Here is a 12,068-nt window from a genome sequence, read left to right as displayed (position 1 = left end):
CGGCGTCAGTTCCCGCCTTCCTGCATCGCTGCGGACTCGCCCGGGGCGTCATTAGCCGGAGTGGTGTCCCGGACCTGCACCGAGCCCCCCGCGACCGCATTGTCGAGCAGCACGAACTGCAAGAACTCGGGCTTACCTCCGACGATCGCGGCGACCGCGTCGCGACCCAGGTAGGACCCCGGCTCGATCTTGGCCGCCGCCGGGTGCTGCAGCCCAGGTATCGACGGCACCAGGCCCTCCAGCGGAGTCCCGGCGAACGGCTTGGGAGCCGGAGCCGGTGCCGGTCCGGGGTGGGCCGGCGGGCCCTGTGCGGGTATGCCCGGAAGCGGCGGTAGGCCCGGAATGCTCACCGGCGGGATGGTCGGCACACTCACCGGCGCCGGTCCGGCCGAGTCGAGGCGACGCGGCAGCAATCCCGGCGGAAACACGCCGAACGAACCCGTCGGCGGCGCCGTCGCGCAGCTTGGTCCGGTCATGTTGCCGTAACGGGGGCAATCAGCGGCCGAATACTGCTGGAACGGCGTGAAGCTCAGATCGATCGACAGCGAGACCTTGTTGCTCGGGCCCCACCGGAACGCGGTGCCCAGGTTGTTGAGGGCGGTCTGCAGCGCCGGAACGGTTTGCGCGATTGCCTCCGGGTCGTTGGCCAGACCATTGAACATCGGGTCGAGTCCCTGCACAACTTCCTTGCCGGAGTTGGGGTTTCGCGCGAACAGGTTGTTTGTCGAGTCCAGTGTCAACGAGCCGTCGAACAACAGGTTGGCCAACTGGCCACGCTTGGCCGCGATAGTCGCGCCCGAGATCACCGACTGACTCAGTGAGTCAACCAATTCCGGGGCCGACTGATTGAGCGCCTGGAACGCGGTACCGAAGTTGCCGAGATACGTTCCGAGATCGGGTATCGCTGCATCGACCGACGTCAGCCACCGGTCCAGCCGGACGATCGAGGATCCGGGCACGCGCACGCTCGGGTCGAGCGCGTCGGCCAAGGTACCGAGCACGCGGCCGAGCCGGATCGGGTCGATCGCGGTGATGACGTTGCGCAGTGCCGTCAAGGTGTCCTGCAGTGCGACAGTGCCTTTGCTGTGGTCCTCTTGAATGATCGAGCCCTCGTGCAGCGACGGACCGGGACCGTTGTCGAGCAATTCCACCGAGGTGACGGCGAAGATGTTGCTGGGCACCACCCGTGCGGTCACCGTGGACGGAATGCTGTCGATATACTGCGGCTTGATCTCGAGGCCGACGTCCTGCACCTCGCCGTTAGCCGTCACCTTGACGTCCTTGACGCTGCCGACCAGCACGCCACGGAATTTGACGTCGGAGTCCTTGGGCAGACCGTCACCGGTGGTGGTCAGCCGCGCGGTCACCGGAATGTCGCTGCGGAAATGCCCGGTGTAGCGCAGCCCCAACAGCCACAGCGCCACCCCGACCACCACGAACAACGCGATTCCGGCGATGACCAACTGCTTCATCGTCGGTCCGCGCCCACTCGGATCGATAATCATTGTTGGCCTCTCACCCCGAGATCCGGATGCCTGGGTTGATGCCCCAGATCGCCAGCGTCATGAACAGGTCGGCGAAGACGACGATGATGATGCACATCTTGATCGCCCGGCCCGCGGCCACACCGACGCCTTCCGGACCGCCGGCGGCGAAGTAGCCGTAATAGCACTGAATGAAGGTGGTCAGCATGACGAAGATGACCGCTTTGGCCAGCGACCACAACACGTCGGTCGATATCAGGAATTGGTAAAAGTAGTGCATGTACGTGCCCGAGGAGGTGTCGCTGATCAGCGTCACCGTCAATCGGCAGGCCAGGTAGGAAACGGCCAGGCCCAGCGCGTACAGCGGCACGATGACGACCATGGCCGAAAACACGCGGGTGCTGATCAGGTACGGCATCGGCCGGATGGCCACCGATTCGAGCGCGTCGATCTCCTCTGCGATGCGCATGGAGCCCAGCTGTGCGGTCATGCGGCAGCCGGCCTGGGCCGCGAATGCCAGCGTCGCCAGCATCGGCCCGAGCTCACGGGTGCTCGCAAACGCCGAGATCGCGCCGGTGATGGGACCCATGTTGATGAGGTTCAGACCGGTGTAGGCCTGGATGCCCACCGTCATGCCGCCAAAGGCACTGAGAATCACGATGATTCCCACCGTGCCGCCACCGACCACCAGAGATCCGTTGCCCCACGCGAAGTCCGACATCAGCCGCAGCACTTCCTTGCGGTACTGCTTGAGTGCCAGCGGAATAGCGGCAAGCGCCCGGAAGAAGAAGAACACCTGATGGCCCGCGCGGGCCGTGAGGTTCTTCGGTCCGTTACCGATGCTCTTGAGCGCCTGGAACGGCCGCAGCAGCGGCGGAACGTATGTCGAGGTCTGACTCATCACACCACCTGAGCCGGGAAGATCGCGTTGTAGACCTGGGTGATGATCAGGTTGACACCGAACAGCATCAACGCCGAGTTCACCACGGCCGAGTTGACCGAGTTGGCCACACCACCGGGACCGCCGCGGGTGTTGAGTCCGGTATCGCAGGCGATGATGGCGGCAAGCAAGCCGAAGATCAGCGACTTGATCAGCGCACACACCAGGTCCGACACCGTCGCGAAGGACGCGAACGTCGACAGGTACGCACCCGGGGTGCCGGCCTGCATGTAGATGTTGAACATGTAGCCGGTGATAAAGCCGACGAAGACCACGAACCCGCACAGCAGGGTGCTGACCAGCATGGCCGCGGCCAACCGCGGCGCGACCAGGCGGTGCATCGGGTCGACGCCCATCACTTTCATCGCGTCGATCTCTTCGCGGATGGTTCGGGACCCGAGGTCGGCGCAGATGGCCGACCCGACGGCACCGGCGATCATCAGGGAAGTCACCAGCGGCGCCGCTTGCTGGATGACGCCGAGACCGTTGACCGCACCCGTGAACGACGATGCACCGACTTGCTGGACGATCGCGCCGACCTGGATGCCGATGATGACACCGATCGGGATGGCGACCAGCAGCGTTGGCGCCGCCGCCACGCTGCTCATGAAGGCGCACTGTTTAACGAACTCGTTGAACGGGAACTTTCGTCGGAAGATGTCCACGACGAGTTCCGTAATCGCCTGTCCGCCCATGGTGATCTGGCGACCGAACGTCTCGATGGACCGCTTCGGATGATCGGACCAGTAGTCCTTCGTCCAAGCCGCGGCCGCCGACACCGAGGACTGCTTGGGTGGACTATCCGTCGCGTGCACGCGCATCGACCCCTCTCGAAGTTGATCGCCGGCTGTTAGCTAGCGGCGGTGTAGCGTCAGGGCACCCTACCGTGCCCCTGGACACGACGAACTGCCGCGCGTGAGTTGGATCATACGAGTGGACCGTGTACTAATCGGACTTTCCCGAAAGTTCTCAGGGAACTTATCGTGCGATCGGTTCGTTTTTATGCCCGGCTACTGGCCTTTTCTGCGTAGAACGTGCGCGTGCAACCGGGAAAATCCGCGCACCGGTACCGGGCGCAAGTGCCGGAAGTAGAGCTCCGGATTGTCAGCCAACGCGTCCGCGAGCTGGTCGTCGACCAGGATTGTCCCGGGCCGGGCGACGCCGGTCAGCCGGGCCGCGATGTTGACGACGGAGCCGTAGAGATCGCCGAATCGGGTCAGCACCGGACCGTAGGCGAGACCGACGCGGAGCTCGGGCACGTCTTCGACCGCGCTCTGCGCGGCCTGCAGCGCCAAGGCGATTCGAGCGGCATCGGCGGGCTCGTGGGCGGCAAACATCACCTCGTCGCCCACGTTCTTGATCACCCACCCCTTGCCCGAGGTGATCGTTTCAGTGGCTGTCGACTCGAACGATTCGAGCAGCCGGGTCAGCTCATCGGTGGCCAAATGCCGGGTACGGCTGGTGTAACCGACCATGTCGGCAAACCCGACGACCAGGGTTCGGCTGCTCGGTTCTGAGGCTTGATCGTCCTGACTCGCGAAGTACCGATCGGCGGCCGCGAGCAGGTGCCGGCGCCAGGCATAGTTCTGCAGGCTCTCAAGTGCGGGCAGCACGGCGGCGGTGACTTCCGATATCCGGCGCCGCACCTCATCGGCATCGCGTTGCGTCGACTCCTCGCTCGGGAGGTCTCGCAGCACGTTGGCTACCACCACGTCGACCTGCCATTCGGCGAGGCGGGCCATCGCTTGCCCCATCGTGCGCGTCACCGCCACCTCGAGATCCGCACTGATTACCCCCTCCTCGACGAGTCGTCGCGCCGTGCGCAGCGCCTCCGCGTCGGCATCGGTGTAGCGCCGTTCCTCGGAGCCTTCAGCCCGCGGGAAACCCAGTGCGATCCAAAGCTTCTCAGCCCGCTCCAGCGGTACGCCGGCCGCGGCGGCAACCTCGTTGCGATTCAGCCGGGACCGACCACCGAGCAGGAGCGGCTCGAGTTCGGAAAGGACTTGCGCCGCCTGGTCGTGGGTTGCCATCGCTAGCTCCTCTGCGAGTTGCGGGTGCGCGAAGAATTGCCGATCGAAAACTAGGTGAAACAACATTGTCATTCGTACAGATATCTTCAGCAGATTTTCCGGCATCGGCGGTACCTGGGAAAACACCCAAATGTCACCACCGATACCAAATACGACGAACGGCGAACCGTCAGAGATGCCCTCTCAGATCACCGTTCTTCAGCAAGCGCAACTTGTTGGTAGGGTGCGATCGACGTCTGGAGGGAAATGTTCAAGAAGCTAGCAACGATGGTCATGGCTGTGGGTGCAGCGTCGGCGCTTGTCGGGGTGGGCGGCGCCGCGGCCGCGCCTGCACCTTCAACCCTCGGCGGAGGCTCGGGCATCATCATCGACGACGAATTCGAGTGCACGCTGACCACCATCGGCCACGATGGTGCCGGCAATCTTGTCGGCCTGACCGCCGGCCACTGCGGTGACGCTGGTGCGGTGGTGAAAGCCGAATACAACCGCGAGGTTGTCGGCCGCTTCGTCTACTCCAACCATGATCTCGACTATGCGGTCATCCGGTTCGACCCTGCAGCTGTCATCCCGGTCAATCACGTCGGCCACGTGACCATCACTGGCATGGGCAACCCGGCCCAGTTCGGCAATGTCGTCTGCAAGGAAGGCCGCACCACCGGCAACACCTGCGGAATCGTGTGGGGCGACGTCTTCAACACCAACCAAGAGACCTGGAGCCAGGTCTGTGTGGTCGAGGGGGACTCCGGCTCACCGGTGGTCATCGGCTCGACACTGGTGGGCATGGTCAATGCCTACCTGGCCACCCCCTGCATCGGCCCGGAGGTCGGCACCAACATCAACGCAGTCCTGGGCGACATGAATGCCCGCGGCGGGGTCGGGTCCGGGTACCGCCCGATCTGACAGCGGCGATCTGCACCTACAAGTAACGCGCGGCGGCCAGCAGGCCCCGCGCGTTACTTGTTGCTGTGATGGCTCGCTGCTCGGTCACGCCCGGTCGATTCCGCACCGGCTCCGGTCCTCGCTACGCTGCGGGTCCTCACCGGCGCTTCATCTCCACTAACCGCAGACTGCGCCGCCCGAGGCCGAGCCGACGAGCTTGACGTATTTGGCTAGCACGCCCCGGGTATAGCGCGGCGGCAGCGGGGACCAGCCCTCGCGGCGGGCGGCGAATTCTTGTTCGCTCACATCCACGTCGAGAGTTCGGTTGGCGACGTCCAGGGTGATGGTGTCACCGTCGCGGACGAACGCGATCGGACCACCGTCGACCGCCTCGGGCGCGATGTGACCGACGCAGAGCCCGGTTGTACCGCCGGAGAACCTGCCGTCGGTGAGCAGCAGGACATCCTTGCCCAGGCCGGCGCCCTTGATGGCCGCGGTGATGGCGAGCATTTCGCGCATCCCCGGACCCCCCTTCGGCCCCTCGTATCGAATGACGACGACATCACCGCTCGTAATGGTGCCGTCCTCGAGCGCGTCCATCGCCGCCCGTTCCCGGTCGAAAACCCTTGCCGTGCCGGTGAATACATCGGAATCAAAGCCTGCAGACTTCACCACCGCGCCGTCCGGGGCCAGCGAGCCGCGCAGAATGGTGATCCCACCGGTCGGGTGAATCGGTGCCGACATCGCCCGCAAAACCTTCCCGTCCGGATCCGGTGGCGCGATGGCCGCCAGGTTCTCCGCGACGGTCGCTCCCGTGACGGTCAATGCGTCGCCGTGCAACAGCCCCGCGTCGAGCAGCGCCTTCATCACCACCGGCACGCCGCCGATGCGGTCGACGTCGGTCATGACGTGGCGGCCGAACGGCTTCACGTCGGCCAAGTGCGGAACCTTCATGCCGACGCGGACGAAGTCGTCGAGGGAGAGCTTGACGTCGGCTTCGGCGGCGATGGCCAGCAGGTGCAGCACCGCATTGGTGGAGCCGCCGAACGCCATGACGACGGCGATCGCGTTGTCGAACGCCTCCTTGGTGAGGATGTCACGCGCGGTGATGCCGCGGCGCAACAGTTCCACCACCGCTTGCCCGCTGCGTCGCGCATAGCCGTCGCGGCGCCGGTCGGTCGCTGGCGGTGCCGCGCTGCCGGGCAACGACATGCCCAGTGCCTCAGCCGCACTCGCCATGGTGTTGGCGGTGTACATGCCGCCGCAGGCACCTTCGCCCGGGCAGATCGCGCGCTCGATCGCGTCGACGTCCGCGCGCGTGATCAGCCCGCGCGCGCAGGCACCGACGGCCTCGAACGCGTCGATGATCGTCACCTCGCGTTGCGTGCCGTCGGGCATCTTGGCGACCCCGGGCAGAATCGACCCGGCATAGAGGAACACGCTGGCAAGGTTCAAACGTGCTGCGGCCATGAGCATTCCGGGCAGCGACTTGTCGCAACCCGCGAGCAGGACCGCGCCATCGAGCCGCTCGGCCTGCATGACGGTCTCCACGCTGTCGGCGATGACCTCGCGCGATACCAGCGAAAAGTGCATGCCCTCATGACCCATCGCGATGCCGTCGGAAACCGAGATGGTCCCGAATTCCAGCGGATAACCGCCGCCCGCGAAAACGCCGTCCTTGCAGGCCTTTGCGAGCCGGTCCAGCGACAGGTTGCACGGCGTTATCTCGTTCCACGACGAGGCGACGCCCACCTGCGGCTTGGCAAAGTCCTCGTCGCCCATGCCGACGGCCCGCAACATGCCTCGGGCGGCGGCCTTTTCGAGTCCGTCGGTGACATCCCGGCTGCGCGGCTTGATGTCGACACTCTCGGTCATGGCATGCACCTTTCTCCTCGCAACCGGGCCTCTGCGGTCAACTGGCGGCCTTCTCCAACTCCGTGAGCGAATCGTCGAGATGAGTCAGCAGCCGTTGCAGGTGCGGCACGCTGTGCCGACAACCGATCAGGCCGAAGTCAAGGTATCCGGCTCGGCTGGTCAGCGTGATGTTCAGCGCGAACCCGTCGAGCACGATGGACACCGGGTAGAAGCCGTCGAGCCGCGCGCCGTTGTAGTACATCTCCTCCTTGGGACCCGGCACGTTGGAGATGAACAGGTTGAACGACGCCGGTGCGTGCTCGGCCAGACCAGGCAGCTGCGCGAGGGTGAGCGAGGCAATGCTGGCCGCACCGACGGCCGTAGCCTGCAACTGCGTCAGCCCGGCCATCATGTCCTTGCCCTGGTTCATCGAATTGTTGATGGCCGCGAGCCGGTCGAGGGGATCGGCGACGTCGGTCGCAAGGTTGCACAGCAGTACGCTGACGGCATTTCCGCCGCCGTCGCCGTCGTCGTTGCTGTTGCGCCGCGAATGCAGCGACACCGGTACCGCGGCAATCAGCGGATCTTCCGGTAACGCGTTGCGTTCCAAGAGGTATTCGCGCAGCGCTCCCGCGCACATCGCCAACACCACGTCGTTGAGCTTGGTGCCGGTCGATCGGGCGACGGACCGGCAGCGATCGATCGGCCACGACTGCGCGGCGAATCGGCGAGCGCCGCCGATACCGACGTTGAACATGGTGTGCGGCGCCTGCAGCGGACGCACCAGATCCTTGTCGTTGAGCGCCTTGTTGACGATGCGCGCGGTCACCGGAGCCAGTCCCGCGGCATCGCGCAATATCGCCGCACCGGAGCGCAGTAGCTCGACCGGGTCGACGGAAACATCGTTGCGTCGATGGCGACCGCTCGGCGACCACATCAGGGGACAGTCACGCTTGTCCGGATCCTCCGAGAGCGAGCGCTGCAGTAGTCGCATCGACGAGACGCCGTCGACAAGGGCGTGGTGCACCTTGGTGTACAGCGCAATTCGGCCGTCCTCGAGGCCCTCGATGACATGTAGTTCCCACAGTGGCCGATGCCGGTCCAGCAGTGAGCCGTGCATCCGGGAGACCAGTGCGAGCAACTCCCGCACGCGGCCCGGCTTCGGCAGGGCGTTGTGCCGGATGTGGTAATCGAGGTCAAGTTCTTTGTCCGTGGTCCAGGCGACAGTTCCCAGCAGGCCAACGGGATTGGCCGGATGGGTGCGAAACAGCCGAGTGGACTCGGTCTGCGCCAGCGCATCCTCGTACACCATGCGTGCATAGTCCGGGCCCGCGTCGGGCGGCGGCTCGAACAGCAGCAGTCCACCCACGTGCATGGGATGCTCGCGACTTTCGCCGAGCAGGAAGACCGAGTCTGTTGGGGACATCAAACGCATCGGTGGCTCGATTCAGCTGTGAAGTAGCAGATCGTCGGTGTACGCGGGCCGTCTGTCGAAATCCTATGCGTCCCGCGAGCGCGGTGGCCAGGCAGTGAGTTCAGCGGGAGCCGACCGAGTAGCCAGCAGGCGCAGGCGCGCGGCCAAGAACTGACGCGAATTCGTCACTCATTTCCCCGGATTCAGGCGGGCCCAATACGGGTACTGTCGAGCATATTGGTCCGCTAGGGGAGGGGGGATCATGCGCCTAGGCGGCAACCGGACCGCGGCAATGTTGGTGTGCGCATCGGCCGCGTGCACTGCAGCCGCGGTGGCGCCCGGTGGCGCGAACGCCCAACCGCTGCAATGTGTGAGTAACAGCGGTCAGCAATCGACAGTGATCGTTGACCGGTCCGCATGCGGTTCGGAGGCGGATGCCACCGGCCAGGCCGCTGCATTCGCGTTCGACGGGGTCGGCTACGCCAAGGGCGAGTTCGGCGCACACGCGCTCGGCATCGGCGGCGACGGCGGCGTCGGCGCCAGCCAGGGACGCGGCGGTTTCCCGGCCGCGTTGGGAATCGGAAAGGGAAGCGTCGCCATCGCTTCGGTCGAGAACGGCGCGCTGTCGCTTGCGCTGGCCTTCGGACCGTCGCAGTCCTTGGTGGCGAACGCCGACCAAGGCGTGATCTGCCAGGGGCCGGCGGCGTTCGCCTGGAATTCGCTGGCCGGACTGGCGTGTTTGTCCACCGCGATCGGGGTGTGGCAACTGCACTGAGGGAGGAAGATGCTCGGCATGGGTGATCATGTCTATCGGGTGATCGAAGTTGTCGGCTCCTCCAGCGAGGGCACGGACGCCGCTATCGCGAACGCCGTGGCACGGGCGGCGGAAACGGTGCGCAGCCTCGAGTGGTTCGAGGTGGTCGAAACGCGCGGGCACATCGTCGAGGGGCGTGTCGCGCACACGCAGGTGACGCTCAAGATCGGCTTTCGGATCGAAGCCGGCGAGCTGAGCTGAACCACGACGCGCGACGTCTCGTGGCATAGGTGTGATCGGTACGCAGGCGCGCAACGCGCTCCACACGGTTGCCGCGATTGGCAATCCCGAGGGTTATCTGCGCTGGCGCGCCGCCCACGACGGTGATCCCTTTCGGGTGCGCTTCCCCGGGCTGCCGCCGGTCTGGTTCACCGGACACCCCGATGGCGCGCGGGAGATATTTCGCGCGCCCCTCGAGTCGCTCGAACCGCCCACTCCGAATCCCATTGCGCCACTGGTCGGTTCATCGTCACTGATCCTGTTGTCCGGTGCCGCCCACCAACATGTGCGCAAGTTGCTCGGTCCGGCGTTTCATCGCGCGCAGATTCGCGGTTACGCCGACATCATCGCCGCGGCCGCCCGTGCGGAGACCGCACGGTGGCGGCCCGGCGGGCGGGTCGAGGTCGGTGCCGCGGCGCGGTCCATCACGCTGCGGGTCATCCTCGAGGCGGTACTCGGCGTCGACGACGCCCGGCGGCGGGCCGAATACGTTGGTGCGGTCAGCGAGTTGCTGAATGCTTACACCGGGCCGCTGATGTTCCTACCTCCACTGCGCCAGCGGTTCTTCGGGCGATCGGGCTGGGATCGATTCTGCCGCGCCCGCGACAGTCTGAACGGACTTCTCGACGCGGACCTCGCGCAGCGGCGCCCGGCGACGGCGGGTCGTGACATCGCCAGCTCGCTGCTCGCCGCCGGCGCAGCACGTCCGGAACTGCGCGCACAGTTGGTCACGCTGCTGATTGCCGGTCACGAAACGACCGCCACCGCGGTGGGGTGGGCGTTGTACCGCTTGCATCGCGACCCGCTGCTGTTGGACCGAGTGCGCGGCGAACTGGACCAGCACGTCGATTCCGTTCAACCCGCGCAACTCGCCGACTTGCCGCTGCTCGGGGCCGTCTGCGACGAAGCCTTGCGGCTGCACCCGCCGGTGCCGATCGTGCTGCGCCAGCTGACCGAACCACTCGAGGTGCGCGGTCAGCGAATCCCCGCAGGCCACGTCGCGGGGGTGGCGCTGCCGCTGCTGCATACCGACCCCGCGGCGTGGGGCAGTGACGCCGCCGCCTTCAATCCGGACCGATTCGATACCGAGCGGGCGACACCCTTCGAGTTCGCGCCCTTTGGTGGCGGCCACCGCAGGTGTATCGGTGCCACTCTCGCCGAGTACGAGATGCGGATCGTCGTCGCGACGATTCTGAGCCAATCCAGGCTTGCCCTGCCCGCTCCTGATCGGGTTCGGCCCATCCCACCGGCCGTCCCGCACGGTATTGCGACCCGGTCACGACGACCGCTACTGCTCGACGTAATGTCACTGCAAACAGCCGGGTGAACAAAGATCAAATTTCCGGCTCAAATATTGACAATCGTCACATCCGACCCCCAAGCATCAATTCGGGGGGCATTCTGGTTTGGCTGAGGCCGCCGCAGTGTGTGTTAATGATTGGCGGCCAGATTACGAAATGGTCTCAGAGGCGGAGTTTGCACTCAGCTCTCCACAAGGAGAGCCGTCCGCCACAAGAAGAGCAAGGGGTACTGATGGCAGCAAGTCGCATCCGACGCGCCGCACTGGGTTTCGCCGTAGCAGCGGCTGCCGGCATGGTGCTGGCAACGCCCGCAGTCGCGGAACCACTGTGGCCAGGCGGACCGGACATCCCTGGTGTCCCCGCCATCATCCCGGCGCCGCCCGCCGGCCAGCCGCCGGTGGTGCCGTTCCCGCAGTCGAACATCCAGGCACCCGGCATCGCCCCGGGCAACGGTGAGGTCGTGGGCGGCAAGCGTGCCGTCGACATCCACTTCCGCGGCCCGGTGACCGACCGCACGGCCGCCGAGAACTCGGTCCAGGTCACCTCGTCCAACAACGTCGCCGGCCACTTCCAGTGGGTCAACGACAGCTTCCTGCAGTGGGTGCCCAACGACTACTGGCCGCGGGGCACCTCCGTCACGGTGAACGCCGACGGCAACAGCTCGCACTTCAACGTCAGCAACAGCTTCACCGGCGTCGCCGACGCCGCCGCGCACACGTTCACCGTCAAGGTCGGCGACGACGTGGTGCGCACCTTCCCGGCTTCCCTCGGCAAGCCCGGCCACGCGTCACCGAACGGCACCTTCCCGGTGCTGGAGAAGGACCGGACGGTGATCATGGATTCGTCTACCTACGGCGTGCCGGTGAACTCGCCGCAGGGCTACCGGGTCAAGGTCGACTACGCCACCCGTTTGACGTGGGACGGCGTGTACGTGCACGCGGCCCCGTGGTCGGTCGATGACCAGGGCCACCGCAACGTCAGCCACGGGTGCATCAACCTGAGCACAGACAACGCGAAGTGGTACTTCGACAACGTTCAGGTCGGCGACCAGGTCACCATCCAGAACGCCTGACGTTCAGCTTTCAACGCCGCGCGCGGTTTTGCGGTGCCGCCCCACCTGAGGGGCGCGCATA

11 protein-coding genes are annotated in these 12,068 nt (G+C 65.7%); 5 read left to right on the top strand and 6 right to left on the bottom strand.

Annotated elements, in window-relative coordinates:
• Positions 1-5: 5 nt before the first annotated feature.
• The 4 genes from FOS14_RS07680 to FOS14_RS07665 form a co-directional block, all read right to left on the bottom strand.
• Entirely contained in the window at positions 6-1,505 is a 1,500-nt protein-coding gene (locus tag FOS14_RS07680) for an MlaD family protein (protein ID WP_143769710.1), read from the bottom strand.
• A gap of 10 nt (positions 1,506-1,515) precedes the next feature.
• Positions 1,516-2,385 carry an ABC transporter permease gene (locus tag FOS14_RS07675; RefSeq protein ID WP_143769709.1) on the bottom strand — a complete coding sequence of 290 codons (870 nt, stop codon included), beginning with the start codon at positions 2,383-2,385 and terminating at the stop codon, positions 1,516-1,518.
• A complete protein-coding gene (locus FOS14_RS07670) occupies positions 2,385-3,245 on the bottom strand; it encodes an ABC transporter permease (protein WP_143769708.1) in 861 nt (286 codons plus the stop codon). Before FOS14_RS07670 ends, FOS14_RS07675 begins: the two co-directional genes overlap by 1 nt.
• A gap of 189 nt (positions 3,246-3,434) precedes the next feature.
• On the bottom strand, positions 3,435-4,454 hold the full coding sequence (locus tag FOS14_RS07665; protein WP_143769707.1) for an adenylate/guanylate cyclase domain-containing protein: 1,020 nt from the start codon (positions 4,452-4,454) through the stop codon (positions 3,435-3,437).
• Positions 4,455-4,700: 246 nt separating this feature from the next.
• Here FOS14_RS07665 and FOS14_RS07660 point away from each other — a divergent pair, with 246 nt between their 5' ends.
• The gene (locus tag FOS14_RS07660; protein ID WP_143769706.1) at positions 4,701-5,354 is read left to right on the top strand and encodes a S1 family peptidase; all 654 of its coding nucleotides are present in this window, start codon (positions 4,701-4,703) and stop codon (positions 5,352-5,354) included.
• Positions 5,355-5,510: 156 nt separating this feature from the next.
• Here FOS14_RS07660 and ilvD read toward each other — a convergent pair whose 3' ends face one another.
• On the bottom strand, positions 5,511-7,208 hold the full coding sequence (gene ilvD, locus FOS14_RS07655) for a dihydroxy-acid dehydratase (RefSeq protein ID WP_143769705.1): 1,698 nt from the start codon (positions 7,206-7,208) through the stop codon (positions 5,511-5,513).
• 37 nt (positions 7,209-7,245) lie between these two features.
• Positions 7,246-8,622, bottom strand: coding sequence for a wax ester/triacylglycerol synthase family O-acyltransferase (locus FOS14_RS07650; RefSeq protein WP_143769704.1), 1,377 nt, complete (start codon positions 8,620-8,622; stop codon positions 7,246-7,248).
• Positions 8,623-8,863: 241 nt separating this feature from the next.
• On the opposite strand from FOS14_RS07650, the gene FOS14_RS07645 reads away from it, so the two are divergent.
• From FOS14_RS07645 to FOS14_RS07630, 4 genes are all read left to right on the top strand, one after another.
• Positions 8,864-9,376 (top strand): DUF6764 family protein, encoded by a 513-nt coding sequence (locus FOS14_RS07645; RefSeq protein WP_143769703.1) that lies wholly within the window; start codon positions 8,864-8,866, stop codon positions 9,374-9,376.
• 18 nt (positions 9,377-9,394) lie between these two features.
• Complete coding sequence (locus tag FOS14_RS07640; protein WP_143769702.1) at positions 9,395-9,616, top strand: dodecin; 222 nt, start codon at positions 9,395-9,397, stop codon at positions 9,614-9,616.
• 31 nt (positions 9,617-9,647) lie between these two features.
• On the top strand, positions 9,648-10,961 hold the full coding sequence (locus FOS14_RS07635) for a cytochrome P450 (protein WP_255450149.1): 1,314 nt from the start codon (positions 9,648-9,650) through the stop codon (positions 10,959-10,961).
• A gap of 206 nt (positions 10,962-11,167) precedes the next feature.
• Positions 11,168-12,007 carry a L,D-transpeptidase gene (locus FOS14_RS07630; RefSeq protein ID WP_143769701.1) on the top strand — a complete coding sequence of 280 codons (840 nt, stop codon included), beginning with the start codon at positions 11,168-11,170 and terminating at the stop codon, positions 12,005-12,007.
• Positions 12,008-12,068: the final 61 nt, after the last annotated feature.

The sequence above is a fragment of the Skermania sp. ID1734 genome (assembly GCF_007489285.1).
Lineage (GTDB): Bacteria > Actinomycetota > Actinomycetes > Mycobacteriales > Mycobacteriaceae > ID1734.
This window is presented reverse-complemented; position numbering and strand designations above follow the sequence as displayed.

What these genes read in the sequence shown, in the direction of transcription:
- FOS14_RS07680 (WP_143769710.1), bottom strand. Translation starts at nt 1,505, where the DNA reads ATGATTATCGATCCGAGTGGGCGCGGACCGACGATGAAGCAGTTGGTC.
- FOS14_RS07675 (WP_143769709.1), bottom strand. Translation starts at nt 2,385, where the DNA reads ATGAGTCAGACCTCGACATACGTTCCGCCGCTGCTGCGGCCGTTCCAG.
- FOS14_RS07670 (WP_143769708.1), bottom strand. Translation starts at nt 3,245, where the DNA reads ATGCGCGTGCACGCGACGGATAGTCCACCCAAGCAGTCCTCGGTGTCG.
- FOS14_RS07665 (WP_143769707.1), bottom strand. Translation starts at nt 4,454, where the DNA reads ATGGCAACCCACGACCAGGCGGCGCAAGTCCTTTCCGAACTCGAGCCG.
- FOS14_RS07660 (WP_143769706.1), top strand. Translation starts at nt 4,701, where the DNA reads ATGTTCAAGAAGCTAGCAACGATGGTCATGGCTGTGGGTGCAGCGTCG.
- ilvD (WP_143769705.1), bottom strand. Translation starts at nt 7,208, where the DNA reads ATGACCGAGAGTGTCGACATCAAGCCGCGCAGCCGGGATGTCACCGAC.
- FOS14_RS07650 (WP_143769704.1), bottom strand. Translation starts at nt 8,622, where the DNA reads ATGCGTTTGATGTCCCCAACAGACTCGGTCTTCCTGCTCGGCGAAAGT.
- FOS14_RS07645 (WP_143769703.1), top strand. Translation starts at nt 8,864, where the DNA reads ATGCGCCTAGGCGGCAACCGGACCGCGGCAATGTTGGTGTGCGCATCG.
- FOS14_RS07640 (WP_143769702.1), top strand. Translation starts at nt 9,395, where the DNA reads ATGGGTGATCATGTCTATCGGGTGATCGAAGTTGTCGGCTCCTCCAGC.
- FOS14_RS07630 (WP_143769701.1), top strand. Translation starts at nt 11,168, where the DNA reads ATGGCAGCAAGTCGCATCCGACGCGCCGCACTGGGTTTCGCCGTAGCA.